Raw genomic sequence first — 24,901 nt, 5'->3', positions numbered from 1 at the left:
CGATCAGCCTTGCTGTTCGACGAGCGCGCGCGCGTCGGCGACGTGGCCGCGATACGCTTCGAAGATGTTGCGCAGCGCGTCGTCGAACGTCGCTTGCGGCGCCCAGCCGAGTTCCTGCATCGTGTTCTCGATCTTCGGCACGCGGTTCTGCACGTCCTGGTAGCCGTTGCCGTAGTAGGCGCCGGACGTCGTTTCGACGAGCTTCACCTGCTTGGCCGAATCGGCGTACTCGGGGAATTCCGCCGCCAGTTCGAGCATCTTGTGCGCGAGTTCGCGAACCGAGAAGTTGTTCTTCGGATTCCCGATGTTGTAGATCTTGCCCGACGCGACGCCGTCCTTGTTGTCGATGATCTTCATCAGCGCGCTGATGCCGTCGCCGATATCGGTGAACGCGCGCTTCTGCGAGCCGCCGTCGACGAGGCTGATGTTCTCGCCGCGCACGATGTGGCCGAGGAACTGCGTGACCACGCGCGAGCTGCCTTCCTTCGGCGTGTAGATCGAGTCGAGGCCCGGGCCGATCCAGTTGAACGGACGGAACAGCGTGAAGTTCAGGCCTTCCATCCCGTAGCCCCAGATCACGCGGTCCATCAGCTGCTTCGAGCACGCGTAGATCCAGCGCGGCTTGTTGATCGGGCCGTAGGTGAGCGCCGACGCGTCCGGGTCGAACTGCTCGTCCGAGCACATGCCGTAGACCTCGGAGGTCGACGGGAACACGAGGTGCTTGCCGTACTTGACGGCCGAACGCACGATCGGCAGGTTCGCCTCGAAGTCGAGTTCGAACACGCGCAGCGGCTGCTGGACGTAGGTGGCCGGCGTGGCGATCGCGACGAGCGGCAGGATCACGTCGCACTTCTTCACGTGATACTCGACCCACTCCTTGTTGATCGTGATGTCGCCTTCGAAGAAATGCATCCGCTCGTGGTTGACGAGGTCGCCCAGCCGGTCGGTCTGCATGTCCATGCCGAACACTTCCCAATCGGTGGTTTCAAGAATGCGCTTCGACAGGTGATGGCCGATGAAGCCGTTCACACCCAGGATCAGGACTTTTTTTGCTTTCATGAATGACGGGAAGAATGAATGAACTGCGCGAATTCCGCGGGCGTCACGACGGTTTCGCTGCCGTCGCGCTGCTGCCGGAGTTCGAGAATGGATAGGGCGCGGCTGTCGCCGCAGACGCCGAATAGCGCATTATCGCTTACGTGCAGGCCGGGCGGCAAATCTGCCGCGGCGGCCGCTGCCGCGCTGCCGGGCGCCGCGAGGCGCGCACGCGCGATGATGAAGCGCGCGCCGTCGATGTCCGTGAAGGCGCCCGGATACGGGGGCGCGACCGCGCGCACCAGGTTGTAAACCTGCGCGGCCGGCTTCGACCAGTCGACGCGGCCGTCCTCGGGCTTGCGCCCGCCGTAGTAGCTGCCGGTCGCGAGATCGTTCGGCAGGTGCGGCGCCTCGCCCGCGAGCAGCGCGGGCAGCACGCGCCACAGCGTCTGTTCGGCGGCCACCGTGACCTTGTCGAACACCTGCGCGGCCGTATCGTCCGGCAGGATCGGCACCGCGGTCTGCGCGACGATCGCGCCCGCGTCGGGCTTGGCGGCCATCTCGTGCAGCGTCGCGCCGGTCTCGGTCTCGCCGTTCAGCACGGCCCAGTTGGTCGGTACCCGACCCCGGTATTTCGGCAGCAGCGAACCGTGCATGTTGTACGCGCCGCGCGGCGCGATCGCGAGCAGGTCCACCGGCAACATGTGACGGTAGTAGAACGAGAAGATGAAATCGGGCCGCGCGTCGGCCACCGCGCGGCGCAGCGCCGGATCGGCGGGGTCGGCCGGCGTGAGCACCGGAATGCCGTGCTCGGCCGCGACGGACGCGACGCTGCCGAACCAGATGTTCTCGTTCGGATTGTCCTCGTGCGTGACGACCAGCGCGACGTCGACGCCGCGCGCGAGCAGCACCTGAAGGCAACGCACGCCGACGTTGTGATATGCGAAGACGACCGCGCGCGGCTTCATTGCGCGGCTCCCGGGCCCGGGCGATTCGCGGCGGCCGGCACCGGCGGCATGCCGTCGTGCTGCTCGAGCACGGCCTGGATCAGGTAGCGGGGGCGCGCGCGCACCTGCTGGTAGATGCGGCCGACGTATTCGCCGAGCAGGCCGAGCGCGAAGATGATCACGCCGAGCAGGAAGAACGTGATCGCGAACAGCGTGAACACGCCTTGCACTTCCGCGCCGACGATGAAGCGGCGCACGAGCAGCAGCACGAACAGCGCCGCGGAGCCGAGCGACAGGATCACGCCGATGAACGACAGCCACTGCAGCGGCACGACCGAGAAGCCCGTCACGAGGTCGAAGTTCAGCCGGATCAGGCTGTACAGCGAATACTTCGATTCGCCCGCGAAGCGCTCCTCGTGCGCGACCTCGATCTCGGTCGGGTTCTGCGCGAACGTGTACGCGAGCGCGGGGATGAACGTGTTGACTTCGCCGCACACGTTGATCGTGTCGATGATGCGGCGGCTGTACGCGCGCAGCATGCAGCCCTGGTCGGTCATCTTGATGCGCGTGATGCGCTCGCGCAGCCGGTTCATCATCTGCGACGCCTTGCGCCGCCACAGGCTGTCCTGGCGCTGCTTGCGGATCGAGCCGACGTAGTCGTAGCCCTCGCGCATCTTCGCGATCAGCTTGCCGATTTCCTCCGGCGGGTTCTGCAGGTCGGCGTCGAGCGTGATCACGATCTCGCCGCGCGACTGCGCGAAGCCCGCGAGGATCGCCATGTGCTGGCCGTAGTTGCCGTTGAGCAGCACGACGCGCGTCGTGTCGGGCCGTACGTGGAACTGATCGGCGAGCATCGCCGCCGAGCGGTCGCGGCTGCCGTCGTTGATCAGGATCACTTCGTACGACGTGTCGAGTGCGTCGAGCGCCGGATACAGTCGCGCGAACAGCGCGGCGAGGCCGTCTTCCTCGTTGTACACGGGGATGATGACCGATACTTCGGGCCGGCCGGCGTCCAGGTGCGCGGCGCCCGGGTGCCCGGCGCCCGGATGCCCGGCGCGTGCTTCAAGGTGACTCATGTACGCTTATTTTCCGTATTGTTCGCAAATCTGATTGACGGCGTCGGCCACGCGACGCACGTCGCCTTCCGTCATCTGCGTAAACAGCGGCAGCGTGACGGTCGACGCACCGTACCGTTCGGCGTGGGGGAACATGCCCTCCTTGAAACCGCGCGCACGGTACAGCGTGAAAAGATGGATCGCCGGGTAGTGGATGCCCGTGCCGATGCCGCGTTCCTTCAGTTGCGCCATGAATTCGGCGCGCGTGATCGTCAGCCGCTCGAGCGGCAGCGTGACCAGGAACATGTGCCAGTTGCCGTTCTCGAATTCGGCGACCGGCAGGCCGAGGCCGAGCTTCACGGCCGCGCCGCCGTCGAACGCGGCGAAATACGCGCGGGCGAGCGCGCGGCGCTGCGCGGTGAAGCGCTCGATGTGCGGCAGTTGGCCGAGGCCGACGCGCGCGGCGACGTCGGTCAGGTTGTACTTGCCGCCGAGCACGTCGCAGTCCATCCCGTCGAAGCCGGTGCGCGTGATGCCCTGCAGCCGGTACTTCTGCGCGAGCACGGCTTCGTCCTCGTTGTTCAGCACGAGCGCGCCGCCTTCGATCGTCGTCAGGTTCTTGTTCGCGTGGAAGCTGAACGACACGATGTCGCCGATCGCGCCGATGCGCTTGCCGTTCCACGTCGAGCCGAACGCCTGCGCGGCATCCTCGATCACGCGCAGGTTGTGCGCGCGGGCGATCGCGTACAGGCGGTCCATGTCGACCGGCAGGCCGGACAGGTACACGGGGATGATCGCCTTCGTACGCGGCGTGATCGCCTGCTCGAGCTTGTCGAGGTCGGTGTTGCGCGTGACGGGATCGATGTCCGCGAACACGGGCGTCGCGCCGGTTTCGATGATCACGTTGCTGGTCGAGACCCACGACGCCGGTGTCGTGATCACCTCGTCGCCGGGGCCGACGCCCGCGATGCGCAGGCCGATCTCGAGCGTGCAGGTGCCCGAATTGAACGCGCGGACCGGACGGCCGCCGCAGTACTCGGACAGCGCGGCTTCGAATTTCTGGCACTGCGGGCCGGTGGTGATCCAGCCCGAGCGCAGCACGTCGACGACGCCCTGGATGGTTTCCTCATCGATCTCGGGGCGGGTGAACGGCAGAAACGGAGCGGTAGTCTGGCTCATGAACGCGTTGGGCCTGTAATGGCGTGTAATAAAAGGGTCGGGCGATCCGTCCGAAACCGGCATTAAACACCGGTTGGCCGATTCGCACCGTGATTTTTTGTAGGCGGACGCTTAACGCCGCGGCCGTGCTCAACTGCGCGCGAGCACGAGCACGCCGATCAGGATGATGCCGATGCCGACGAACTTCTGGATCGACAGCACCTCGCCGAACAGGTACCACGCCGCGAACGCGTTGACGACGTAGCCGAGCGACAGCATCGGGTACGCGATCGACACGTCGACCCGCGACAGCCCGACGATCCATACGACGACGCTCAGCACGTAGCAGCCGAGCCCGCCGATGATCGGCAACTGGGTCGCGATCTTGAACCCGACCGGGATGATGTTCGCACGGCTGAATTCGAAGTGTCCAACGGCGTTGACGCCGGCTTTCAGCAGAAGTTGCGCACAGGCGTTGAGCATCACGCCGGTGATGATGCAGACGAACGAAACGGGATTCATGCGAAGGACGTCCTTACGATTGCGGTTTCTCGACGATCACGCGGCGGTTGTCGCGCGCGATCACGCGCATCGGCACGCCTTCCTTGACCAGCGCGTCGTACTGGCCGGGCGGCATGATCGCGAGCGCATGGGCGTCTTGCTTCCAGCGCGTGACCCATTCGCCGACGGTCGGGATCCATTTGTTCGGCTCGACCGAGATCCCGAACGCCAGCTCGTCCTGGCGCTGCACCATGATCGTCGTGTGGCCCACGTAGAACGGGAACGTGTGATCGAGCATTTCGATCGAGTAGAACGGCGTGTCGGGCGGCAGTTTCGCCAGTTCGGCACGCACGGCCGGCGCGAGCAGCGCGCCCGAGCTGTAGCGGCCGAACTCGTCGTGCCCGGTGCCGCCGATCGTCCCGAACGCGAGCCATGCGGCGCCGAACGCGGCCAGGGCGGCGGCTACGCCCGCGCGGCGGTTCAGCCATGCGGCCGCGAGCGTCAGCGCGGCCGACACCGCGAGACCCGCGTACAGCCACATCTGGAACGCGCGGTACAGCGCGTTCGGCGTGCGGGCGTCGCCCTGGTACGCGAGGAAGATGATCCCGAACGCCGCGGCGACGAAGAACACGAGATAGCCGAGCAGGTGGCGGCGGAAGCGGTCGGCCGTCATCAGCGGCAGGTACGCGCCGATGATCAGCGCGAGCGCCGGCGCGACCGGCAGCACGTACGAGATCAGCTTCGAATGCGACGCGCTGAAGAACAGGAAGATGAACGCGCTCCAGATCAGCAGCACGAGCATCGGCGCGAAACCGTTCGGCTGGCGCGGCATGCGCAGCGCGTGGCGGATGCTCTGCCACGCGACCGACAGCCACGGCAGGAAGCCGACCAGCAGCACGGGCACGAAGTAGTACAGCGGGCCCGGGCGGTTCTGCTCCGGGGTCAGGTACCGGCGGAATTGCTGGACGACGAAGAAGAAATTGAAGAATTCGGGGTTGCGCTGCTGGACGAGCACGAACCACGGCGTGACGATCGCGAAGAAGATCACGAGGCCGCTGACGAGGTACAGGCGCTTCCACAGCGCCCAGTCGCGCGCGATCAGCGTATACAGCACGAGCACGGCGCCCGGCAGGATCAGCCCGACGAGGCCCTTGGACAGCACCGCGAACGCCATCGCGGCCCAGCACGCCCACATCCAGCCGCGCACCGCGGCGGGGCGTAGCCCGGGCCGCTGCGCGAGCAGCAGCGAGCACAGCGACAGCGCCATCCAGAACGCGAGCCCCATATCGAGCGCGTTGAAGTGGCCCATCAGGTTCCAGTACGGCGCGCTGGCCAGCACGACGGCCGCGAGGAAGCCCGACAGCGGATTGAACAGGCGCGCGCCGGTGTAGCCGACGAGCAGCACGCCGGCGAAGCTCGCAACGGCGGTGTACAGGCGCGCCTGCCATTCGCCGATGCCGAACCACGCGAACGTCAGCGCGTTCAGCCAGGTCTGCAGCGGCGGCTTCTCGAAGTACTTGTAGCCGTTGTAGCGCGGCGTGATCCAGTCGCCGGTGACGAACATCTCGCGCGCCATTTCCGCGTAGCGGCCTTCGTCGCTCGGGATCAGGTGGCGCAGCCCGAGCGGCGCGAACCAGACGATCGCGAACGCGACGAGCAGGAGGACGAGCGTGATGCGATTGAGCGGTAGCCTCGACGGCGTATCGTTCATGGGTTTTCAGCCTGTTGGTTGGTGTGACGGGCCGCCGGCGGGGTGCGCCGGGGGCGGGCGGTCTGGCCGGGGCGATCGGGGGATCGACCCGCTGCGCCGGCCCGTGTTTTACCGCATCGGGGATTAACGTTCAATCAAGAGCGCGGCGGCGACTTTGCGGCCTTCGGCCATCAGGATGTTGTAGGTGCGGCAAGCGGCCTGGAAATCCATCGTCTCGACGCCGATGCGCTTCGCGGTGAGCGCCGCGACGAGCCGCGGGTGCGGGAAGCGCAGCCGCGCGCCGCTGCCGAAGATCACGAGTTCGGGCGTCGGGTCGAGCAGCATCGCGAAATGCTCGGGCGCGAGCGCGTCGAACGACGACACGGGCCACGCCTGGACCGGCGCGCCGGGCAGCACGATGACGCTCGTTTCATGGCGTTCGAGGTTGACGTCGACATAATCGGGGCCGTAGCCCGTAACGGTGTTGAGCGCGCCGCTCGTGTCCTGGTGCAGTTTCAAATCGGTATTCCGCGGTTCCGTAGGGGAATGGATTGGCCGGGCCGCAGGGGCCCGGCGGGCCGGTTTCGCGCGCCCCGGCACGCGCGGACGCCCGACGGCGCGGGCCCGGCGCGGCTATGGTGCATTGCGAAAGTCGGCCAAAATCCGCTAAATTATAACTTTTTGGTCGCCTGCGGGCGCCACTTGCGTCGTGCGTCGCCACAAGCCGCGTCCGACCGCCGCTTTTTCCCAGTCTAGACAGCGCGCACAGACCGGCCGCTTTCCAGTTTTGATCCCGTCCCCCCGGCCGCAAGGCCAACCCAGGAACCGTGTCGTCGTGAAACCGATTCAGAAGTCGAACAAGCTGCTCAACGTCTGCTACGACATCCGTGGCCCGGTGCTCGAGCATGCGAAGCGCCTCGAGGAAGAAGGCCACCGCATCATCAAGCTGAACATCGGCAACCTCGCGCCGTTCGGTTTCGACGCGCCGGACGAAATCATCCAGGACATGATCCGCAACCTGCCGGCGTCGTCCGGCTATTCGGATTCGAAGGGCGTGTTCTCGGCGCGCAAGGCCGTGATGCACTACACGCAGGAAAAGGGCGTCGTCGGCGTCGGTCTCGACGACATCTACATCGGCAACGGCGCGTCCGAGCTGATCGTGATGGCGACCCAGGCGCTCCTGAACGACGGCGACGAAGTGCTGCTGCCCGCGCCCGACTATCCGCTGTGGACGGCGGCCGTGAGCCTGTCGGGCGGCACGCCCGTGCACTACGTGTGCGACGAGCAGAACGCGTGGATGCCCGATCTCGACGACATCCGCAGCAAGATCACGCCGAACACGAAGGCGATCGTCGTGATCAACCCGAACAACCCGACCGGCGCGCTTTATTCCGACGAATTGCTGCTGGAGCTGCTCGAGATCGCGCGCCAGCACGGGCTGATCGTGTTCGCCGACGAGGTCTACGACAAGATCGTCTACGACGGCCTCGAGCACACGGCGCTGGGTTCGCTGTCGGAGGACGTGATCACCGTCACGTTCAACAGTTTGTCGAAGAGCTATCGGTCGTGCGGCTATCGCGCGGGCTGGATGGCCGTGTCGGGCCTCGGCGGCGACAACCGCCGGCGCGCGAAGGATTACCTGGAAGGGCTTGGCATCCTGTCGTCGATGCGCCTGTGCGCGAACGTGCCCGGCCAGTTCGCGATCCAGACGGCGCTCGGCGGCTACCAGAGCATCAACGAGCTGATCGTGCCGAGCGGGCGCCTGTACAAGCAGCGCGAACTCGCGTATGACATGCTGACGTCGATCCCGGGCGTGACCTGCGTGAAGCCGCAGGCCGCGCTGTACATGTTCCCGCGCCTCGACCCGAAGCTCTACCCGATCCAGAACGACCAGCAGTTCATTCTCGACCTGTTGCTCGAGGAGCGCGTGCTGCTGGTGCAGGGCACGGGTTTCAACTGGGGGGCGCCGGACCACTTCCGCGTGGTCTTCCTGCCGAACCTCGACGACCTGACCGATTCGATCAACCGGATCGCACGCTTCCTCGACGGCTACCGCAAGCGCCATTCGGTCTGAGCGGGCAGCGTCACACGGAACTCACTACTTCTTACTCATCGATCACACGCAGCATGGAACCGATCAAAGTTGGCCTGTTGGGCTTCGGCACCGTCGGCAGCGGCACCTTCACGGTGTTGCACCGCAACCAGGAAGAAATCAAACGACGCGCGGGGCGCGGCATCGAGGTCGCGCGCATTGCCGTGCGCAACCCGGCCAAGGCGCAGGCGGCGCTCGGCGCTGACGCCGGCACCGCGCAGATCACCGACGATTTCAATGCGGTCGTCGACGACCCGTCGATTTCGATCATCGCCGAGATGATCGGCGGCACGGGCATCGCACGCGAGCTCGTGCTGCGCGCGATCGCGAACGGCAAGCACGTCGTGACGGCGAACAAGGCGCTGCTCGCGGTGCATGGCACGGAGATCTTCGAGGCCGCGCGCGAGAAAGGCGTGATGGTCGCGTTCGAGGCGGCCGTCGCCGGCGGCATCCCGATCATCAAGGCGCTGCGCGAAGGCCTGACCGCGAACCGCATCCAGTACATCGCCGGCATCATCAACGGCACGACGAACTACATCCTGTCGGAAATGCGCGACCGCGGGCTCGACTTCGCGACCGCGCTGAAGGCCGCGCAGGAGCTCGGCTACGCGGAAGCCGATCCGACCTTCGACATCGAGGGCGTCGACGCCGCGCACAAGGCGACGATCATGAGCGCGATCGCGTTCGGCGTGCCGGTGCAGTTCGACCGCGCGTACGTCGAGGGCATCAGCAAGCTCGACGCGACCGACATCCGCTACGCGGAAGAGCTCGGCTACCGGATCAAGCTGCTCGGCATCGCGCGCCGCGCCGCAAACGGCATCGAGCTGCGCGTGCACCCGACGCTGATCCCGGAAAAGCGGCTGCTCGCGAACGTCGAGGGCGCGATGAACGCGGTCGTCGTGCACGGCGATGCGGTCGGCACGACGCTGTACTACGGCAAGGGCGCGGGTGCGGAGCCGACCGCGTCGGCGGTCGTCGCGGATCTCGTCGACGTCACGCGCCTGCATACGGCCGACCCCGAGCACCGCGTGCCGCACCTCGCATTCCAGCCGGACAGCCTGTCGAACACGCCGATCCTGCCGATCGAGGAAGTGACGAGCGGCTACTACCTGCGCCTGCGCGTCGCGGATCAAACCGGCGTGCTCGCCGCGATCACGCGCATCCTCGCCGAATCGGGGATCTCGATCGACGCGCTGCTGCAGAAGGAATCGGAGCAGATCGACGGCGCGAACGGCGAAACCGACATCATCCTGATCACGCACGAGACGGTCGAGAAGAACGTCAATGCGGCGATCGCGCAAATCGAGAGCCTCGCGACCGTCGTGTCGAAGGTGACGAAGCTGCGCATGGAAGCGCTGAACTGAGGTGACGACATGAACTACATTTCCACGCGCGGCGCCGGCATCGGCGAGCGCCATACGTTCTCCGACATCCTGCTCGGCGGTCTCGCGAAGGACGGCGGGCTTTACCTGCCGGCCGACTATCCGAAGGTGTCGGCCGACGAGCTCGCGCGCTGGCGCACGTTGCCGTATGCGGATCTCGCGTTCGAGATCCTGTCGAAGTTCTGCGATGACGTGCCGGCCGACGACCTGCGCGCGATCACGCGCCGCACGTACACGGCCGCCGTGTACAGCAACACGCGCCACGGCGAGAACGCGTCCGACATCACGCCGCTGAAGACGCTCGGCACCGAGCACGGCACGGCGCTGTCGCTGCTCGAACTGTCGAACGGCCCGACGCTCGCGTTCAAGGACATGGCGATGCAGTTGCTCGGCAACCTGTTCGAGTACACGCTCGCGAAGCACGGCGAAGCGCTGAACATCCTCGGCGCGACGTCGGGCGACACCGGCAGCGCGGCCGAATACGCGATGCGCGGCAAGGCCGGCGTGCGCGTGTTCATGCTGTCGCCGCACAAGAAGATGAGCGCGTTCCAGACGGCGCAGATGTTCAGTCTGCAGGATCCGAACATCTTCAACCTCGCGGTCGAAGGCGTGTTCGACGACTGCCAGGACATCGTGAAGGCCGTGTCGAACGATCACGCGTTCAAGGCGCAGCAGAAGATCGGCACGGTCAACTCGATCAACTGGGCGCGCGTCGTCGCGCAGGTCGTGTACTACTTCAAGGGCTATTTCGCGGCGACGCAGTCCAACGACGAGCGCGTGTCGTTCACGGTGCCGTCGGGCAACTTCGGCAACGTCTGCGCCGGTCACATCGCACGGATGATGGGGCTGCCGATCGCGAAGCTGGTGGTCGCGACCAACGAGAACGACGTGCTCGACGAGTTCTTCCGCACCGGCGCCTACCGCGTGCGCAGCGCCGAGAACACCTATCACACGAGCAGCCCGAGCATGGACATCTCGAAGGCATCGAACTTCGAGCGCTTCGTGTTCGACCTGCTCGGCCGCGATCCGGCCCGCGTGATGCAACTGTTCCGCGACGTCGAGGAGAAGGGCGGCTTCGATCTCGCGGCGAGCGGCGATTTCGCGCGCGTCGCCGAATTCGGCTTCGTGTCGGGCCGCAGCAGCCATGCCGACCGCATCGCGACGATCCGCGACGTATTCTCGCGCTACGACACGATGATCGATACGCATACGGCCGACGGCGTGAAGGTCGCGCGCGAGCATCTGGAGGCCGGCGTGCCGATGGTCGTGCTCGAGACGGCACAGCCGATCAAGTTCGGCGAGACGATCCGCGAAGCGCTCGATCGCGAAGCCGAGCGGCCGGCCGCCTTCGACGGGCTCGAGGCGCTGCCGCAGCGTTTCGAGGTCGTGAAGGCCGACGCGCAGCAGGTAAAGGACTTCATCGCCGCCCATACGCGCGCATGACGCATGGCCGGGCCTGCGGGCCCGGCGGCGCACGACGGCCGGAATGCCGATTCGTCGAACGGATCGGGGTTCCGGCCGTTTCGTTTGGCCCGCGGGTTTGGCCCGCGGACATCGCATTCGGTGCGAAACAAGTGCCAGACCTGAAGGTGCGCGCCGATCACAGTCTTCGCATGCTCGCCATATCGCGCGTACGCGTGGCGGCGTCGCTACAATGACGTACTGACTCCAACGATTCCCGATGCCATCGATGTCGAACCCGAATCCCGCGGCGCCGCGCGCGCCGATGCTGTCGACCGCCGAGGCGCTCGCCGCGTTGCTCGACGCCGCGAAGCCGCTGCCCGGCGCGGAAACCGTCGCCACGCTCGACGCGCTGGGCCGCGTGCTGGCGGCCGACGTGAGCTCGCCGCTCGACGTGCCGCCGATGCATACGAGCGCGATGGACGGCTACGCGGTGCGCGTCGCCGACCTGCTGCACGGCGATCGGCGCTTGCCGGTGTCGCAGCGCATTCCGGCCGGGCATCCGGCCGCGCCGCTGGCAGCCGGCACGGCCGCGCGGATCTTCACCGGCGCGACGGTGCCGCCCGGTGCCGACGCCGTCGTGATGCAGGAGCAGACGTCGGCAGACGGCGACGCGGTCGAGATCCTGCACACGCCGAAGGCCGGCGAATGGATCACCGCGCAGGGCGCTGACATCCGCCAGGGTTCGGTGATCCTGCCGGCCGGCACGCGGCTCACGCCGCAGGCGCTGGGTCTTGCCGCATCGGTCGGCTGCGCGCAGTTGTCGGTCGCGCGGCGGATTCGCGTGGCGGTGTTCTTCACCGGCGACGAACTGACGATGCCGGGCGAGCCGCTGAAGCCCGGTGCGATCTACAACTCGAACCGCTTCACGCTGCGCGGGCTGCTCGAGCGACTCGGCTGCCACGTGACCGACTACGGGATCGTGCCCGACTCGCTCGCCGCGACGCGCGACACGTTGCGCGAGGCCGCCCGCGACCACGACGTGATCGTGACGAGCGGCGGCGTGTCGGTCGGCGACGAGGATCACGTGAAGCCGGCCGTCGAGGCCGAAGGGCGGCTCGCGCTGTGGCAGATCGCGATGAAGCCCGGCAAGCCGCTCGCGTACGGCGCGGTGCGCCGCGGCGACGAGCGCGCCGACGCGCACTTCATCGGGCTGCCCGGCAATCCCGTCTCGAGTTTCGTCACGTTCCTGCTGTTCGTGCGGCCGTTCCTGCTGCGCCTGTCCGGCGTGCGCGACGTCGCGCCGCGCGCGTTGTCGCTGCGTGCCGATTTTTCGCAGAGCAAGGGCGACCGGCGCAACGAATTCCTGCGCGCGCGCGTCAATGCGGCCGGCGGTCTCGACCTGTTCCCGAACCAGAGCTCGGCCGTGCTCACGTCGACGGTCTGGGGTGACGGGCTGATCGACAATCCGCCGCAGCACGCGATCAGTGCAGGCGAGACCGTGCGTTTCATTCCGTTTTCCGAATTGCTGTCGTAACGCGGCGGCTCCCCGAACCATGAAGATTCAGCTGAAGTTTTTTGCAAGCGTGCGCGAGGCACTGGGCGTCGCCGACGAACAGGCCGACGTGCCAGACAGCGTGACGACCGTCGGCGACGTGCGCGCGTGGCTGCGCGTGCGCGGCGGTGCGTGGGCCGAGACGCTCGCCGAAGGGCGCGCGTTGCGCATGGCGTGCAACCACGAGATGACCGATCCCGACACGCGGCTCACCGAAGGCTGCGAGGTCGCGTTCTTCCCGCCGGTGACGGGCGGTTGAGGCGGGCGTGATGGCGACGATACGAGTCCAGACCGACGATTTCGACCTGAACGCCGAAGTGGCGGCATTGCGGGCGCGCAACCCGAGGATCGGCGCGGTCGCGTGCTTCGTCGGCACGGTGCGCGACCTGAACGAAGGCGATGCGGTTGCCGCGATGGAGCTCGAACACTATCCGGGCATGACCGAGAAGGCGCTCGAGAAGATCGCGGCCGAGGCCGGCCGGCGCTGGCCGGGCATCGACGTTGCGATCGTGCATCGCGTCGGCAGGCTGCTGCCGCTCGACCAGATCGTGATGGTCGCGACGGTCGCGTCGCACCGCGGCGATGCGTTCGCGTCGTGCGAGTTCGTGATGGACTATCTGAAGACCGAAGCGCCGTTCTGGAAGAAGGAAACGACGCCGGATGGCGAGCGCTGGGTCGATGCGCGCAGTACCGACGACGCCGCGCTCGCGCGCTGGGGCGTCGAGTCGGGCAACACGCGGCGCTGAGTGCGGCGCGCGGGCGATGCGGCGATGTGCCGCAGATGCCGCATCGTCGCGCGTGACGGGCGTTACGCGTCCGGGTCGGCGCCGCGCCCGATGATCTTCGTCGGAAACGGCTCGCCCCGCTCGCGCGACGGCAACGCGTGCGGATCGTCGCCCGCGTCGCGGCGGCGCGGCGCGATCGCGTCGAGCAGCGCCTGCTGTTCGGCCGGAATCCGGTAGTCCCAACCGAAGCGGCTCAATTGCAGGCTCTGTGCGATCCGCAGCGCGGGCTCCATGAAACGGATCGCCGCGGCCGGCGCGTAACGCGCTTCGACGGTGTTCAGAAACAGCGACAGCCAGCGGCTGAAATGGGCCGGCTCGATGCCGTCGAGCGGCTGGTGCGCCTGCTGCACGTTGCCGCGATAGCCCTTGGTACCGAGCACGAGGCTCGACCAGAACGTCACCATCTTCGGCAGATGATCGTCCCAGCGGCCGGCGAGCTTCGCGGCGAACACGGGCCCGAGCAGCGGATCGGCGCGCACGCGGTCGTAGAACGCGTAGACGAGATCGCGGATGTTGTCTTCGGTCGGCTCGGCGTTGCGGGGGCGGGCCGGTACGGGTTCGGGCGAGGCGGGCAGGGCGGTCATGACAAAAAGGGCTGGTGGAGCAGGGCGGCGACGGGGCACCGGCGTGGGCAACGAGCAGGACGCCGGCCGGATTTTGACGCAAAATAGCGTGCTGTCACCCCTGGAAAACGTGCGGATATCACGCATGTTATTGCGCGCCCGCGATCCCGGCAACCCGGGGCCGCGCCGCGGGACCTTCGATCGGCCCTGCACGCATCGCGATCGGCCCGCCTCACGTCATCGGGGCACGATCGATCTTTTCCGTATTCGCTCATGAGACTCACCGACTACACCGACTATTCGCTGCGCGTGATGCTGTACCTGGCCGTGCGCGGCGAGGGGCTGGCGACGATCCAGGAGATCTCGGACGCCTACGGCATCTCGAAGAACCATCTGATGAAAGTCGTCCAGCAGCTCGGCGAGCTCGGCTGGGTCGACACCGTTCGCGGCCGCAACGGCGGGCTGCGGCTATTCGCCGATTCGCTGCGATTGACGGTCGGCCAGGTCGTGCGGGCGACCGAGAACGACTTCGCGCTGGTCGGTTGCTTTTCGTCCGACGGCAGCGACGCGCGCGGCTGCGTGATCGAGCCGCAGTGCCGGCTGAAGGGCGTACTGGCGGCCGCGCTCGAGGCGTTCTTCGCGGAACTCGATCGTCACACGCTCGGCGAACTGGCCCAGCCCGCGTCGCCGCTCGCGGCGCTGCTCGGCATTCGCCCGGTCGCGCTCGTGCGCGCCGCGCCGGCACCGGACGAAGCGCCGGCGGCCGCCGAGCCGTCGTCCGACGCCCGCTGACACGCGGGGCCGCATGCCCACCCCTTTGCGTCGCCGGGCCGCTTGCCGGAGATCCGGCAATTTTTGCGCTGAATCAACCCGAATTTCGCTTGAAAGCCGCATAACCATCCTCATCTTGGTGTTAATCGAAAATTGGAGGTCTCAACCAAATGAGAATCGACAAGCTCACCACCAAGTTCCAGGAAGCACTCGCGGACGCGCAAAGCCTCGCGGCAGGCCGCGACAATCAATACATCGAACCCGTTCACGTGCTCGCGGCGCTGGTCGCGCAGCAAGACGGGTCGGCCCGCTCGCTGATGTCGCGCGCGGGCGTTCACGTGCAGGCCCTGCAAAGCGCGCTGAACGAAGCCATCTCGCGCCTGCCGCAAGTAACGGGCACGGGCGGCGACATCCAGATCGGCCGTGAGTTGGCCGGGCTGCTGAACCAGGCCGACAAGGAAGCGCAGAAGCTCAACGACACGTTCATCGCGAGCGAGATGTTTCTGCTCGCCGTGTCCGACGACAGGGGCGACGCGGGCAAGCTCGCGCGTCAGCACGGCCTCACGCGCAAGGCGCTCGAAGCCGCGATCGCCGCGGTGCGCGGCGGCTCGCAGGTGCACAGCCAGGACGCCGAAAGCCAGCGCGAGGCGCTGAAGAAATACACGGTCGACCTGACCGAGCGCGCCCGCGCGGGCAAGCTCGACCCGGTGATCGGCCGCGACGACGAAATCCGCCGCTCGATCCAGATCCTGCAGCGCCGCACGAAGAACAACCCGGTGCTGATCGGCGAGCCGGGCGTGGGCAAGACCGCGATCGTCGAAGGGCTCGCGCAGCGGATCGTCAACGGCGAGGTGCCCGAGACGCTGAAGGGCAAGCGCGTGCTGTCGCTCGACATGGCCGCGCTGCTCGCCGGCGCGAAGTATCGCGGCGAGTTCGAGGAGCGCCTGAAGGCGGTGCTCAACGACATCGCGAAGGACGAAGGCCGGACGATCGTCTTCATCGACGAGATCCACACGATGGTCGGCGCTGGCAAGGCCGAAGGCGCGATGGATGCGGGCAACATGCTGAAGCCGGCGCTGTCGCGCGGCGAGTTGCACTGCATCGGCGCGACCACGCTCGACGAATACCGCAAGTACATCGAGAAGGATGCCGCGCTCGAACGCCGCTTCCAGAAGGTGCTCGTCGACGAGCCGAGCGTCGAGGCGACGATCGCGATCCTGCGCGGGCTGCAGGAGAAGTACGAACTGCACCACGGTGTCGACATCACCGACCCGGCGATCGTCGCCGCGGCCGAGCTGTCGCATCGCTACATCACCGACCGCTTCCTGCCCGACAAGGCCATTGACCTGATCGACGAAGCCGCTTCGAAGATCAAGATGGAAATCGATTCGAAGCCCGAAGAGATGGACAAGCTCGACCGTCGTCTGATCCAGTTGAAGATCGAGCGCGAAGCCGTGAAGAAGGAGCAGGACGAAGCGTCGCAGAAGCGCCTGCAACTGATCGAGGAAGAGATCGACCGCCTTGGCCGCGAATATGCGGACCTGGAAGAGATCTGGACCGCCGAGAAGGCCGCGGTGCAGGGCAGCGCGCAGCTCAAGGAAGAGATCGAGAAGGTGCGGGCGGACATCGCGCGCCTGCAGCGTGAAGGCAAGCTCGAGAAGGTCGCCGAACTGCAGTACGGCAAGCTGCCGCAACTCGAGTCGCAGCTCAAGCAGGTCACGCAGGCCGAAGAGCAGGAGCAGCACAACCCGACGCGTCCGCGCCTGCTGCGCACGCAGGTCGGCGCCGAGGAAATCGCGGAAGTCGTGTCGCGTTCGACGGGCATTCCCGTGTCGCGGATGATGCAGGGCGAACGCGAGAAGCTGCTGCACATCGAGGAAAAGCTGCACGAGCGCGTGGTCGGCCAGGATGAGGCGATCAGCGCCGTGGCCGATGCGATCCGTCGTTCGCGCGCGGGTCTCGCCGATCCGAACCGTCCGTACGGCTCGTTCCTGTTCCTCGGGCCGACGGGTGTCGGCAAGACCGAGCTGTGCAAGGCGCTGGCGTCGTTCCTGTTCGATTCGGAAGAGCATCTGATCCGCATCGACATGAGCGAGTTCATGGAGAAGCACAGCGTCGCGCGGCTGATCGGCGCGCCGCCGGGCTATGTCGGCTACGAGGAAGGCGGCTACCTGACGGAAGCCGTGCGCCGCAAGCCGTACAGCGTGATCCTGCTCGACGAGATCGAGAAGGCGCATCCGGACGTGTTCAACGTGCTGCTGCAGGTGCTCGACGACGGCCGCATGACCGACGGGCAGGGGCGCACGGTCGACTTCAAGAACACGGTGATCGTGATGACGTCGAACCTCGGCTCGCAGGTCATCCAGGCGATGACGGGCGCGCCGCAGGACGAGATCAAGGACGCGGTGTGGCTCGAGGTGAAGCAGCATTTCCGCCCCGAGTTCCTGAACCGGATCGACGACGTCGTCGTGTTCCATGCGCTCGACCGCAGCAACATCGAGTCGATCGCGAAGATCCAGCTCGCCCGCCTGCACGACCGGCTCGCGAAGCTCGACATGGCGCTCGACGTGTCGCCGTCGGCGCTCGAGCAGATCGCGAAGGTCGGCTACGATCCGGTGTTCGGCGCGCGGCCGCTGAAGCGCGCGATCCAGCAGGAGATCGAGAACCCGGTCGCGAAGCTGATCCTCGCCGGCCGCTTCGGTCCGAAGGACGTGATCCCGGTCGACGTCAACGACGGCCAGTTCGTGTTCGACCGCGTCGTGCACTGATCGCCTGCCGTCGGCAGCGTGCCCGGTTCGCACCGGGCGCAAAAACGAACACCCCGCCTCGGCGGGGTGTTTGCTTATGGAGCGGCCGAACGGGCCGCCCGATGGCGGTGGTCAGCCCTGCTTGTTGCCGCCGAACATGCCGGCGAGCTGCGTGAGCGTGCCGAGTACGTTCGACGTGTCGACCTGGCCGCTGGCCGGCACTTCGCCGTTCGGCGTCGCGCCGTTGACGACGTGCGGCAGTACCTGTGCGAGGATCGACGAGGCCTGCGACGGATCGATGCCGACCTTGCTCGCGAGCGCGCCGACGACGTCCGAGCCGAGCACGTTTTGCAGCGTATCCGGCGAGATCGGCTGGTTTTCGCCGGTGCCGACCCACGAACCGATGATCTCGCCGGCGCCGCCGGCCTTGAACTTCTCGATCAGCCCGTTCAGGCCGCCCGGCTGGTTGTTGATGAATTCGAGCGCGGTCGCGATGAGCGCGCTTTGCGAGTTGCCGCCGGCCTGGCCGCCGATCAGACCGCCAACGATGTCGAGGAGACCCATGGTTCTTCACCTTCACTGAAAAGGGCGCCGTGACGACGGCGCCCGTTGAACGAATGCCGCGCGCACGCCGTCGCGCGCGCGGCGTACATCAGGCGCCCGACGCCGCGGCGGCGGAGGCGGCCTTGTCCTTCTTGCTCTTCTTCTTCGAACCCTTCGTCGCCTTCGCGGACGATGCGGCGGCCGGTGCGCTCGCGCCGGCGTCGGCGGATGCCGCGGCAGCCGCTGCGGCCTTTTCCTTCTTCGAGGCGCGCTTGGTTTTGACGGGCTTGCTCGCCGCTTCCGGTGCGCTCGCCGTCGGCGCGGGCGCCGCGGTCGTCGTGCCGGCCGTCGCGGTCGTGGACGTCGATGCGGTGCCCGCCGACGTCGTGGTCGACGGGGTCGCCGACGTCGTCGCGGCCGGCTTCGACAGCTTCACGCCCTTCGGCGGCGTGGACGCGCCGCCGATCGTCAGGCCGTTTTCCTCGAGATGCCCGACCGACTTCGTGCCGAGGCCCTTCACGCGGTTCGCGAGATCGTCGGCGTCCTTGAACGGGCCGTTCTTGGTGCGTTCGTCGATGATCGCCTTCGACTTCACGGGCCCGAGCCCCTTCACGGATTCGAGCGCGGCCTGGTCGGCCGTGTTGACTTCGACGGCGGCGGCAAGGCCGGCGGCGAGCGACAGCGATAGCGCGACGAACAGCATCAGCAGCTTTTTCAGCATGGCGAGGGCTCCCTGGTTCTGACGGATGAATGGTTGTTGCAACGGACGGCGGCGCGCGAGCCGGCCGAGCGTCGCCGTTAAGCATAGGACAAATGCGTGCCCTTTTTGAGACAGGCTGACCGAATCTTGCTGAAGGCTTGCGGTGCTGTAAAGGCCGAAACCGGTGCCGGGCGCCGATTTTGACCATTCTTTACGGTGTCGCCGCGGTATCGCGGGCGTATCGAGCGTGAATGTCGCGCTGGCCGACAGACAATGCTTGACTTAGAGTGAACTCTAACTCCTAACCTTGTTCCTGCCATGTCGAAAGCCATATCCCAACTCTCCGCTGCCGGTCCGCTGACGATCGGGCAAGTCGCCGAACTGACCGGCGTGTCGACGCACACGTTGCGGTACTACGAGCAGGCCGGGCTGCTGCGCGCGATTTCGCGCACGGCGGCCGGGCACCGGCTCTATGCGCCGGCCGACCTCGACTGGCTGGCCTTCGTGATGCGCCTGAAGGCGACCGGCATGCCGATCGCGCAGATGCAGGCGTTCGCGGTGCTGCGCGAGCAGGGCGCGTCGACGTTCGGCGCGCGGCGCGACTTGCTGGTCGCGCATCGCGACGCGGTGCGCGCGCATATCGCGGAGCTGCAGGCGAGCCTCGATGCGATCGGCGACAAGATCGCGTACTACGAGGCGCAGGAACGGGAAACGGCACGACGGGCGAAACCTTCTCACTCTTTATCGGAACAGGACGGACACGATGGAACGACTCGTTGAGGATCGCTACACGCGCGGCTGGAACAAACTGAAGGAAATCGACGGCGAAGCGGGCGAACGCGTGATCGCGGCGCTGGCGCCGATCGCGCCGGATTTCGGGCGGCTGCTGGTCGAATTCAGCTTCGGCGATATCTACAGCCGGCCGCAGCTCGACCTGAAGGCGCGCGAAATCGCGACGATCGCGGCGCTGGCCGCGCTCGGCAACGCACAGCCGCAACTGAAGGTGCATATCGAGGCCGCGCTGAACGTCGGCTGCACGCGCGACGAGATCGTCGAGGTGTTCATGCAGATGGCCGTGTATGCGGGGATGCCGGCCGCGCTGAACGCGCTGTTCGCCGCGCACGAGGTGTTCACGCGGCGCGACGAAGCGGCCGGCGTGACGGCCGACGCGAACGAAGCGGCCGGGCAGCCCGCATGACGCGGCGTGCGCCGGTGCGTCACGCGCGGTGCGGCGCGACGATCCGGTACTTCGCGATGCGCCGGTACAGCGTCGCGCGCGACATGCCGAGCGCCCGGGCGGCCGCGTCGGGCCGCCAGCGATGCGCGGTGAGCGCGGCGACGATGCGGCCGCGTTCGTCGTCGGGCAGCGCGCCGGGCGGCGCGCCGCCGAGTTGCGCGGCGAGGTCGGCCGGCAGGTCGCGCCGCGTCACGCGCGCGGCGTCGCACACCGCGCACGCATAGCGCAGCACGTTGCGCAGTTGCCGCACGTTGCCCGGCCATGCATACGCGGCGAGCTGTTCGGCGAGCGTCGCGTCGAGCGTGAGCACGTGGCCGGTCGCCTGCGCTTCCTCGGCGAACACGGCGGCGATCACGTCACGCACGTCCGCGCGTTCGCGCAGCGGCGGCAGGTCGAATGTCGCGCCGCTCAACCGGTAGTACAGATCTTCGCGGAACGTGCCGTCCGCGACCATTCGCGCGAGATCGCGGTGCGTCGCGCAGATCACGTCGAGATCGACGCGCACCGGCGTATCGCTGCCGAGCGGCACGACCTCGCCGTCGGCCAGCACGCGCAACAGGCGCGTCTGCAGCGCGAGCGGCATGTCGCCGATTTCATCGAGAAACAGCGTGCCGCCGTCGGCGAGTGCGATCTTGCCGCGCGCGCCGTGCTTGCGTGCGCCGGTGAACGCGCCGGCCGCATAGCCGAACAGTTCGCTCTCGATCAGCGCTTCCGGCAGCGCGCCGCAGTTCACGGCGACGAATGGCCGCGCGCGCCGCGCGCCGGCGTCGTGGATCGCGCGGGCGAACACTTCCTTGCCCGCGCCCGTTTCGCCGAGCACGAGGATCGGCAGCCGTTTGCTCGCGACGCGCAGCGCGAGTTCGGCCTGTTGCGCGATGCGTGCATCGCTGCTGTGCAGGAACGGCGTCAGCGCGCCGACGTGACGCGGCGCGGTGCCCGGGCGCCGCGAGGCCGCGCCGGGTTCGCGGCCGGCGCGCCGCAGCGGCGCACGCAGCCGCGCGTAGAGCGGGGCGCCGGTCGCGCGCACGCGCAGCGCGACGATCGTATCGAGCCGCGCGGCGTCGCGCAGCGGCATCTCGGTCGCATCGAAGATCTCGTCGATATGGCGCGGCTCGCGCAGCGCCGGCAGCGCATCGCGCGCCTGCCGGTTCGCGGCGACGATGTTGCCGCATTCGTCGAATGCGATCAGCCACTCGGGCTGCGCCTCGACGTAGTGACGGTTCGGATGCCCGAACAATATCCAGTGCTGCGCGGTGCTGTGCACGAAGTAGCCGTCCTCGATCAGCGCCGCGCTCTGCCGCACGAGCTGATAGACGAGGCGCTGACTGTCGCGGCCGTCGGGCGAATGCACGGCCGACGCGTCGAGCACGCCGATCAGTTCGCCGCCCGGCGAGAAGATCGGCGCCGCGCTGCACGTGAGCGTCGTGAACGCCGCGCGAAAGTGATCGGTCTTGTGCACGGTGATCGGCGCGAGATCGGTCAGCACGCTCGCGACGCCGCACGTGCCTTCCTCGCTTTCGGACCAGCACGAGCCGATGTGCAGCCCTGCATGGCGGAAGTCGTTGCGGCGTTCGCGGTCGATCCGGTAGTCGATGGTCACGCCGTGCGCGTCGGTCAGCATCACGCAGTAGTCGGCGACGCGGATCATGTCGTGCAGCCGCGTCAGGCACTGGCCCGACGCGCGCAGGAAGGCCTCCTCCTTGTCGCGCACTTCGCGCAGCTCCGCCGCGGTCAGCACGCGCGGGCCGATCGACGACGCGGGGTCGAGACGGTAGCGCTCCAGCGACCGTTGCCACGACGACACGAGGCGCGCGGAATCCGCCGGCGCGGGCAGGCGTCCGGCGAGCGCGCCGAGTACACGGTCGGCGTGCTGGGCCTGGGGGACGGCGTAGGGCATGGTTGGCTCCGGTTCCGTACGGCGGGGATGTCGCTGTTCTTGTAGCACATCCGGTTCGGCGAATCACATTGCATCGCAGCACGCGGCGCGCATGAGACGGTCGTCTCACCGGTATCGCGCCGTGTCTCGCGCAGTTGAGACGGCCGCATGCGCGCGGCGTGACGGTCGTCCGGCCGCGCGTCGCACGCGCGGCGCCGCGCGAACGCAGGGTTTGCGGGCAGAACGGCGCGCATGCGCGGGCGTCGCGGCGATCGCGTCGCCGTATCGACGACGTGAGACGTCCCAGCGAATTCGCCGCGCGCTGTGTCGTCGCGGTCGCGCATCCCGAACACGTGCAAGCCCGCCGAACCAGTGCGGGCGCGGGTTTCGCGGCGATCGCGCGCACGATGGCACGCCGCTTGCAGAGATGACGGGCAAGCCGCCGCGATCGCGTCGGCGACGACGATCCGCCGCCCGTCGATGGCAGCGGACGAAACAGGCGGAGCCGGCGCGCGTATCGATGCGCCGGTTCCGTCGACTGGATGGAGACGAACCCGTGACGACGCCCGTTACCGTCGGCGTGATCGCGAACCCCGCATCGGGGCGCGACATCCGCCGCCTCACGACGCATGCCTCCGTGTTTCCGACGGCGGAGAAGGCGAACATGATCGTGCGCCTGCTGGCCGGCCTCGGCGCGATGGGCGTCGAGCGCGTGCTGACGCTGCGCGACCGCACGGGCATCGCGACGCTGCTGCTGCGCGCGATCGACACGCATCGCGCGGTCGCGCCGCACGAGCGCTGGCCGCAGGTCGAATTCGTCGACTTGCCGATCACCGATAGCGTCGCCGATACGCAGGCGGGCGCGGCCTATCTGCACCGGATGGAAGTGTCGCTGATCGTCGTGCTCGGCGGCGACGGCACCCATCGCGCGGTGGCCGCGCATTGCGGCGCGACGCCGCTCGTCGCGCTGTCCACCGGCACCAACAACGCGTTTCCCGAACATCGCGAGGCGACCGTCGCGGGCGTCGCCGCGGGGCTCGCCGCAACCGGCGCCGTGCCGGCCGAGGTCGCGTTCGTGCGCAACAAGCGGCTCGTCGTGCGCTGCGTCGCGGGCGCGCAGCCGGGGCGCGAGGAGATCGCGCTCGTCGACGTGTGCGCCGCGCGGCAGCGCTTCATCGGCGCGCGCGCGATTTCCGGCTCCGACGACATCGACTCGCTCTACCTGACGTTCGCGGAACCGGACGGCATCGGGCTGTCCGCGCTCGGCGGCGCGTGGGCGCCGCTCGAACGCAGCGCGCCGCACGGGCTCGCGATGCGCTTCGCGCAAGGCGGCAACGCGGCCGGCACGCCGCTCGTCGCGCCGATCGCGCCGGGGCGCGTCGACCGTGTCGTGATGCGCAGCTGCGAGCGGCTGGAACCGGGCACGTGGCACGCGATTCCGTTCGAGCACGGCACGCTCGCGTTCGACGGCGAGCGCGAGATCGAGGTCGCGCGCGGCGATCGCTACGAGATTGCGCTCGACTGGCACGGGCCGTTGACGGTCGACGTCGGCCGCACGCTGCGCTACGCGTCGTCTCGGCAACTGCTGCGCGACGCCGGTGCGTGGCACGACTGATACACCGGTTTTACGAAAATTCTTCGCCATCCGTAACGATCATCCAGGAGACATCGCATGACAGCCCCGCTCGTAGGACAGGTCGCCGTCGCCACGGGCGGCGCGCGCGGCATCGGCCGCGGCATCGCGCTGACGCGGGCCGGCGGCTTCACGTTCCACTGACGGCCGCAAGGCCGTGCAATCCGCCGCCACGGCACGGCCGGGGCGGCATTCGCAGTCAGACCTAACCAGGAGACACACATGACCGCTTCGACACAGCTCGGCAGGGACACGCTGCTGGACGCCTATCGGCTGATGCGTACGATCCGCGAATTCGAGGAACGCCTGCACGTCGAATTCGCGACCGGCGAGATTCCCGGCTTCGTTCACCTGTACGCGGGCGAGGAGGCGTCCGCCGTCGGCACGATCCTGCACCTCGGCCTCGACGACTACGTGGCCACCACGCACCGCGGCCACGGCCATTGCATCGCGAAGGGCGTCGACGTGCACGGGATGATGGCCGAGATCTACGGCAAGAAGACGGGCGTCTGCCGCGGCAAGGGCGGCTCGATGCACATCGCCGACCTGTCGATGGGGATGCTCGGCGCGAACGGGATCGTCGGCGCGGGCGGCCCGCTCGTGTGCGGCGCGGCGCTCGCGGCCAAGCACAAGAAGACGGGCGGCGTCGGCGTGTGCTTCTTCGGCGACGGCGCGTCGAACCAGGGCGTGATCTTCGAATCGATGAACCTCGCGTCGGTGTGGCGGCTGCCCGCGATCTTCGTCGCCGAAAACAACGGCTACGCGGAAGCGACGTCGTCGAGCTGGTCGGTCGCGACCGACAACATCGCCGATCGTGCGAACGGCTTCGGGATGCCGGGCGTGATCGTCGACGGCTTCGACTTCTTCGCGGTGCACGAGGCGCTCGGCGAGGCCGTCGAGCGCGCGCGCAACGGCGGCGGCCCGACGCTCGTCGAGGTGAAGTTCACGCGTTATTTCGGCCACTTCGAGGGCGACGCGCAAACCTACCGCGCGCCGGGCGAAGTGCAGAAGCTGCGCGACGAGAAGGACTGCCTGAAGCATTTCGAAACGCGCGTCGTGCGCGCCGAAGCGCTGACGATCGCCGACCTGCGCGCGGTGGACGCACAGGTGAAAGCGCTGATCGACGACGCGGTCGCGCAGGCGAAGGCGGCGCCGCTGCCGGATGCCGCCGACCTGCTGGCCGACGTCTACGTGTCGTATCCGTGAGCGCGGCCTGATCCAGCAGCCGGC

Annotated in this window: 23 protein-coding genes and 1 pseudogene; 13 read left to right on the top strand and 11 right to left on the bottom strand. The window is 67.8% G+C overall.

Annotated features, from left to right (window positions below):
- Positions 1–3: 3 nt before the first annotated feature.
- The 7 genes from QZM72_RS19855 to QZM72_RS19825 all read right to left on the bottom strand — a co-directional run bounded on the left by QZM72_RS19855 (position 4) and on the right by QZM72_RS19825 (position 6,905).
- The gene (locus tag QZM72_RS19855) at positions 4–1,059 is read right to left on the bottom strand and encodes a bifunctional UDP-4-keto-pentose/UDP-xylose synthase (RefSeq protein WP_301739000.1); all 1,056 of its coding nucleotides are present in this window, start codon (positions 1,057–1,059) and stop codon (positions 4–6) included.
- A complete protein-coding gene (locus QZM72_RS19850) occupies positions 1,056–2,003 on the bottom strand; it encodes a formyltransferase (RefSeq protein WP_301738999.1) in 948 nt (315 codons plus the stop codon). Before QZM72_RS19850 ends, QZM72_RS19855 begins: the two co-directional genes overlap by 4 nt.
- A complete protein-coding gene (locus QZM72_RS19845) occupies positions 2,000–3,058 on the bottom strand; it encodes a glycosyltransferase (protein WP_179233393.1) in 1,059 nt (352 codons plus the stop codon). The genes QZM72_RS19850 and QZM72_RS19845 overlap by 4 nt, the downstream gene beginning before the upstream one ends.
- Positions 3,059–3,064: 6 nt before the next feature.
- A complete protein-coding gene (locus QZM72_RS19840; RefSeq protein WP_301738998.1) occupies positions 3,065–4,216 on the bottom strand; it encodes a DegT/DnrJ/EryC1/StrS aminotransferase family protein in 1,152 nt (383 codons plus the stop codon).
- 129 nt (positions 4,217–4,345) lie between these two features.
- The gene (locus QZM72_RS19835) at positions 4,346–4,717 is read right to left on the bottom strand and encodes an EamA family transporter (RefSeq protein WP_050013231.1); all 372 of its coding nucleotides are present in this window, start codon (positions 4,715–4,717) and stop codon (positions 4,346–4,348) included.
- Positions 4,718–4,730: 13 nt separating this feature from the next.
- On the bottom strand, positions 4,731–6,407 hold the full coding sequence (locus tag QZM72_RS19830; protein ID WP_089467607.1) for a glycosyltransferase family 39 protein: 1,677 nt from the start codon (positions 6,405–6,407) through the stop codon (positions 4,731–4,733).
- Between the two features lie 123 nt (positions 6,408–6,530).
- The gene (locus QZM72_RS19825) at positions 6,531–6,905 is read right to left on the bottom strand and encodes an Mth938-like domain-containing protein (RefSeq protein ID WP_012328660.1); all 375 of its coding nucleotides are present in this window, start codon (positions 6,903–6,905) and stop codon (positions 6,531–6,533) included.
- 316 nt (positions 6,906–7,221) lie between these two features.
- Here QZM72_RS19825 and QZM72_RS19820 point away from each other — a divergent pair, with 316 nt between their 5' ends.
- The 6 genes from QZM72_RS19820 to QZM72_RS19795 all read left to right on the top strand — a co-directional run bounded on the left by QZM72_RS19820 (position 7,222) and on the right by QZM72_RS19795 (position 13,562).
- Positions 7,222–8,460 (top strand): pyridoxal phosphate-dependent aminotransferase, encoded by a 1,239-nt coding sequence (locus tag QZM72_RS19820; protein ID WP_089467606.1) that lies wholly within the window; start codon positions 7,222–7,224, stop codon positions 8,458–8,460.
- Positions 8,461–8,513: 53 nt separating this feature from the next.
- Positions 8,514–9,842 carry a homoserine dehydrogenase gene (locus QZM72_RS19815; RefSeq protein ID WP_089467605.1) on the top strand — a complete coding sequence of 443 codons (1,329 nt, stop codon included), beginning with the start codon at positions 8,514–8,516 and terminating at the stop codon, positions 9,840–9,842.
- A gap of 9 nt (positions 9,843–9,851) precedes the next feature.
- The gene (gene thrC, locus QZM72_RS19810) at positions 9,852–11,303 is read left to right on the top strand and encodes a threonine synthase (protein WP_089467604.1); all 1,452 of its coding nucleotides are present in this window, start codon (positions 9,852–9,854) and stop codon (positions 11,301–11,303) included.
- A gap of 247 nt (positions 11,304–11,550) precedes the next feature.
- Entirely contained in the window at positions 11,551–12,798 is a 1,248-nt protein-coding gene (gene glp, locus QZM72_RS19805; protein ID WP_301738997.1) for a gephyrin-like molybdotransferase Glp, read from the top strand.
- Positions 12,799–12,817: 19 nt separating this feature from the next.
- A complete protein-coding gene (gene moaD / locus QZM72_RS19800; protein WP_011352296.1) occupies positions 12,818–13,075 on the top strand; it encodes a molybdopterin converting factor subunit 1 in 258 nt (85 codons plus the stop codon).
- Positions 13,076–13,085: 10 nt separating this feature from the next.
- Positions 13,086–13,562 carry a molybdenum cofactor biosynthesis protein MoaE gene (locus QZM72_RS19795; RefSeq protein ID WP_089467602.1) on the top strand — a complete coding sequence of 159 codons (477 nt, stop codon included), beginning with the start codon at positions 13,086–13,088 and terminating at the stop codon, positions 13,560–13,562.
- A gap of 62 nt (positions 13,563–13,624) precedes the next feature.
- Here QZM72_RS19795 and QZM72_RS19790 read toward each other — a convergent pair whose 3' ends face one another.
- Positions 13,625–14,185, bottom strand: a complete 561-nt coding sequence (locus QZM72_RS19790) for a group III truncated hemoglobin (protein ID WP_301738996.1) — start codon at positions 14,183–14,185, stop codon at positions 13,625–13,627.
- Positions 14,186–14,437: 252 nt separating this feature from the next.
- Between QZM72_RS19790 and QZM72_RS19785 the strand changes: the two genes are divergently transcribed.
- Both QZM72_RS19785 and clpB read left to right on the top strand, forming a co-directional pair.
- Entirely contained in the window at positions 14,438–14,956 is a 519-nt protein-coding gene (locus tag QZM72_RS19785; RefSeq protein ID WP_301738995.1) for an Rrf2 family transcriptional regulator, read from the top strand.
- Positions 14,957–15,105: 149 nt separating this feature from the next.
- Complete coding sequence (gene clpB / locus QZM72_RS19780) at positions 15,106–17,703, top strand: ATP-dependent chaperone ClpB (RefSeq protein WP_301738994.1); 2,598 nt, start codon at positions 15,106–15,108, stop codon at positions 17,701–17,703.
- A gap of 111 nt (positions 17,704–17,814) precedes the next feature.
- Here the strand turns inward: clpB and QZM72_RS19775 are convergent, their stop codons facing one another.
- Both QZM72_RS19775 and QZM72_RS19770 read right to left on the bottom strand, forming a co-directional pair.
- Complete coding sequence (locus QZM72_RS19775) at positions 17,815–18,246, bottom strand: YidB family protein (protein WP_301738993.1); 432 nt, start codon at positions 18,244–18,246, stop codon at positions 17,815–17,817.
- An 88-nt stretch (positions 18,247–18,334) separates the two neighbouring features.
- Complete coding sequence (locus tag QZM72_RS19770) at positions 18,335–18,946, bottom strand: helix-hairpin-helix domain-containing protein (protein WP_089467597.1); 612 nt, start codon at positions 18,944–18,946, stop codon at positions 18,335–18,337.
- 297 nt (positions 18,947–19,243) lie between these two features.
- Between QZM72_RS19770 and QZM72_RS19765 the strand changes: the two genes are divergently transcribed.
- A complete protein-coding gene (locus QZM72_RS19765) occupies positions 19,244–19,705 on the top strand; it encodes a MerR family transcriptional regulator (protein ID WP_089467596.1) in 462 nt (153 codons plus the stop codon).
- Positions 19,689–20,123, top strand: a complete 435-nt coding sequence (locus tag QZM72_RS19760) for a carboxymuconolactone decarboxylase family protein (RefSeq protein WP_089467595.1) — start codon at positions 19,689–19,691, stop codon at positions 20,121–20,123. Before QZM72_RS19765 ends, QZM72_RS19760 begins: the two co-directional genes overlap by 17 nt.
- 19 nt (positions 20,124–20,142) lie before the next feature.
- Here the strand turns inward: QZM72_RS19760 and QZM72_RS19755 are convergent, their stop codons facing one another.
- Positions 20,143–22,059, bottom strand: a complete 1,917-nt coding sequence (locus tag QZM72_RS19755) for a sigma-54-dependent Fis family transcriptional regulator (RefSeq protein ID WP_301738992.1) — start codon at positions 22,057–22,059, stop codon at positions 20,143–20,145.
- Positions 22,060–22,594: 535 nt separating this feature from the next.
- Between QZM72_RS19755 and QZM72_RS19750 the strand changes: the two genes are divergently transcribed.
- From QZM72_RS19750 to QZM72_RS19740, 3 genes and pseudogenes are all read left to right on the top strand, one after another.
- Positions 22,595–23,653 carry an ATP-NAD kinase family protein gene (locus tag QZM72_RS19750; protein ID WP_301738991.1) on the top strand — a complete coding sequence of 353 codons (1,059 nt, stop codon included), beginning with the start codon at positions 22,595–22,597 and terminating at the stop codon, positions 23,651–23,653.
- 57 nt (positions 23,654–23,710) lie between these two features.
- Positions 23,711–23,797: pseudogene (locus QZM72_RS19745) on the top strand (SDR family NAD(P)-dependent oxidoreductase); the annotation flags it as partial.
- Between the two features lie 96 nt (positions 23,798–23,893).
- Positions 23,894–24,877, top strand: a complete 984-nt coding sequence (locus QZM72_RS19740; protein ID WP_301738990.1) for a thiamine pyrophosphate-dependent dehydrogenase E1 component subunit alpha — start codon at positions 23,894–23,896, stop codon at positions 24,875–24,877.
- The last annotated feature ends 24 nt before the right edge of the window (positions 24,878–24,901 follow it).

Origin of the sequence: Burkholderia sp. AU45388 (genome assembly GCF_030481585.1) — a bacterium.
Classification (GTDB): domain Bacteria; phylum Pseudomonadota; class Gammaproteobacteria; order Burkholderiales; family Burkholderiaceae; genus Burkholderia; species Burkholderia sola.
Note: the sequence above shows the minus strand (reverse complement) of the source record. Positions and strands in the feature narration are given on the sequence as shown.

Bases quoted from the DNA above. Each gene is read 5' to 3' on its own strand.
- QZM72_RS19830 (WP_089467607.1), bottom strand. From the start codon at position 6,407: ATGAACGATACGCCGTCGAGGCTACCGCTCAATCGCATCACGCTCGTC.
- QZM72_RS19850 (WP_301738999.1), bottom strand. From the start codon at position 2,003: ATGAAGCCGCGCGCGGTCGTCTTCGCATATCACAACGTCGGCGTGCGT.
- glp (WP_301738997.1), top strand. From the start codon at position 11,551: ATGTCGAACCCGAATCCCGCGGCGCCGCGCGCGCCGATGCTGTCGACC.
- QZM72_RS19845 (WP_179233393.1), bottom strand. From the start codon at position 3,058: ATGAGTCACCTTGAAGCACGCGCCGGGCATCCGGGCGCCGGGCACCCG.
- moaD (WP_011352296.1), top strand. From the start codon at position 12,818: ATGAAGATTCAGCTGAAGTTTTTTGCAAGCGTGCGCGAGGCACTGGGC.
- QZM72_RS19785 (WP_301738995.1), top strand. From the start codon at position 14,438: ATGAGACTCACCGACTACACCGACTATTCGCTGCGCGTGATGCTGTAC.
- QZM72_RS19835 (WP_050013231.1), bottom strand. From the start codon at position 4,717: ATGAATCCCGTTTCGTTCGTCTGCATCATCACCGGCGTGATGCTCAAC.
- QZM72_RS19765 (WP_089467596.1), top strand. From the start codon at position 19,244: ATGTCGAAAGCCATATCCCAACTCTCCGCTGCCGGTCCGCTGACGATC.
- QZM72_RS19775 (WP_301738993.1), bottom strand. From the start codon at position 18,246: ATGGGTCTCCTCGACATCGTTGGCGGTCTGATCGGCGGCCAGGCCGGC.
- QZM72_RS19755 (WP_301738992.1), bottom strand. From the start codon at position 22,059: ATGCCCTACGCCGTCCCCCAGGCCCAGCACGCCGACCGTGTACTCGGC.
- QZM72_RS19760 (WP_089467595.1), top strand. From the start codon at position 19,689: ATGGAACGACTCGTTGAGGATCGCTACACGCGCGGCTGGAACAAACTG.
- QZM72_RS19855 (WP_301739000.1), bottom strand. From the start codon at position 1,059: ATGAAAGCAAAAAAAGTCCTGATCCTGGGTGTGAACGGCTTCATCGGC.
- QZM72_RS19790 (WP_301738996.1), bottom strand. From the start codon at position 14,185: ATGACCGCCCTGCCCGCCTCGCCCGAACCCGTACCGGCCCGCCCCCGC.
- QZM72_RS19815 (WP_089467605.1), top strand. From the start codon at position 8,514: ATGGAACCGATCAAAGTTGGCCTGTTGGGCTTCGGCACCGTCGGCAGC.
- QZM72_RS19840 (WP_301738998.1), bottom strand. From the start codon at position 4,216: ATGAGCCAGACTACCGCTCCGTTTCTGCCGTTCACCCGCCCCGAGATC.
- QZM72_RS19770 (WP_089467597.1), bottom strand. From the start codon at position 18,946: ATGCTGAAAAAGCTGCTGATGCTGTTCGTCGCGCTATCGCTGTCGCTC.
- QZM72_RS19795 (WP_089467602.1), top strand. From the start codon at position 13,086: ATGGCGACGATACGAGTCCAGACCGACGATTTCGACCTGAACGCCGAA.
- QZM72_RS19740 (WP_301738990.1), top strand. From the start codon at position 23,894: ATGACCGCTTCGACACAGCTCGGCAGGGACACGCTGCTGGACGCCTAT.
- thrC (WP_089467604.1), top strand. From the start codon at position 9,852: ATGAACTACATTTCCACGCGCGGCGCCGGCATCGGCGAGCGCCATACG.
- clpB (WP_301738994.1), top strand. From the start codon at position 15,106: ATGAGAATCGACAAGCTCACCACCAAGTTCCAGGAAGCACTCGCGGAC.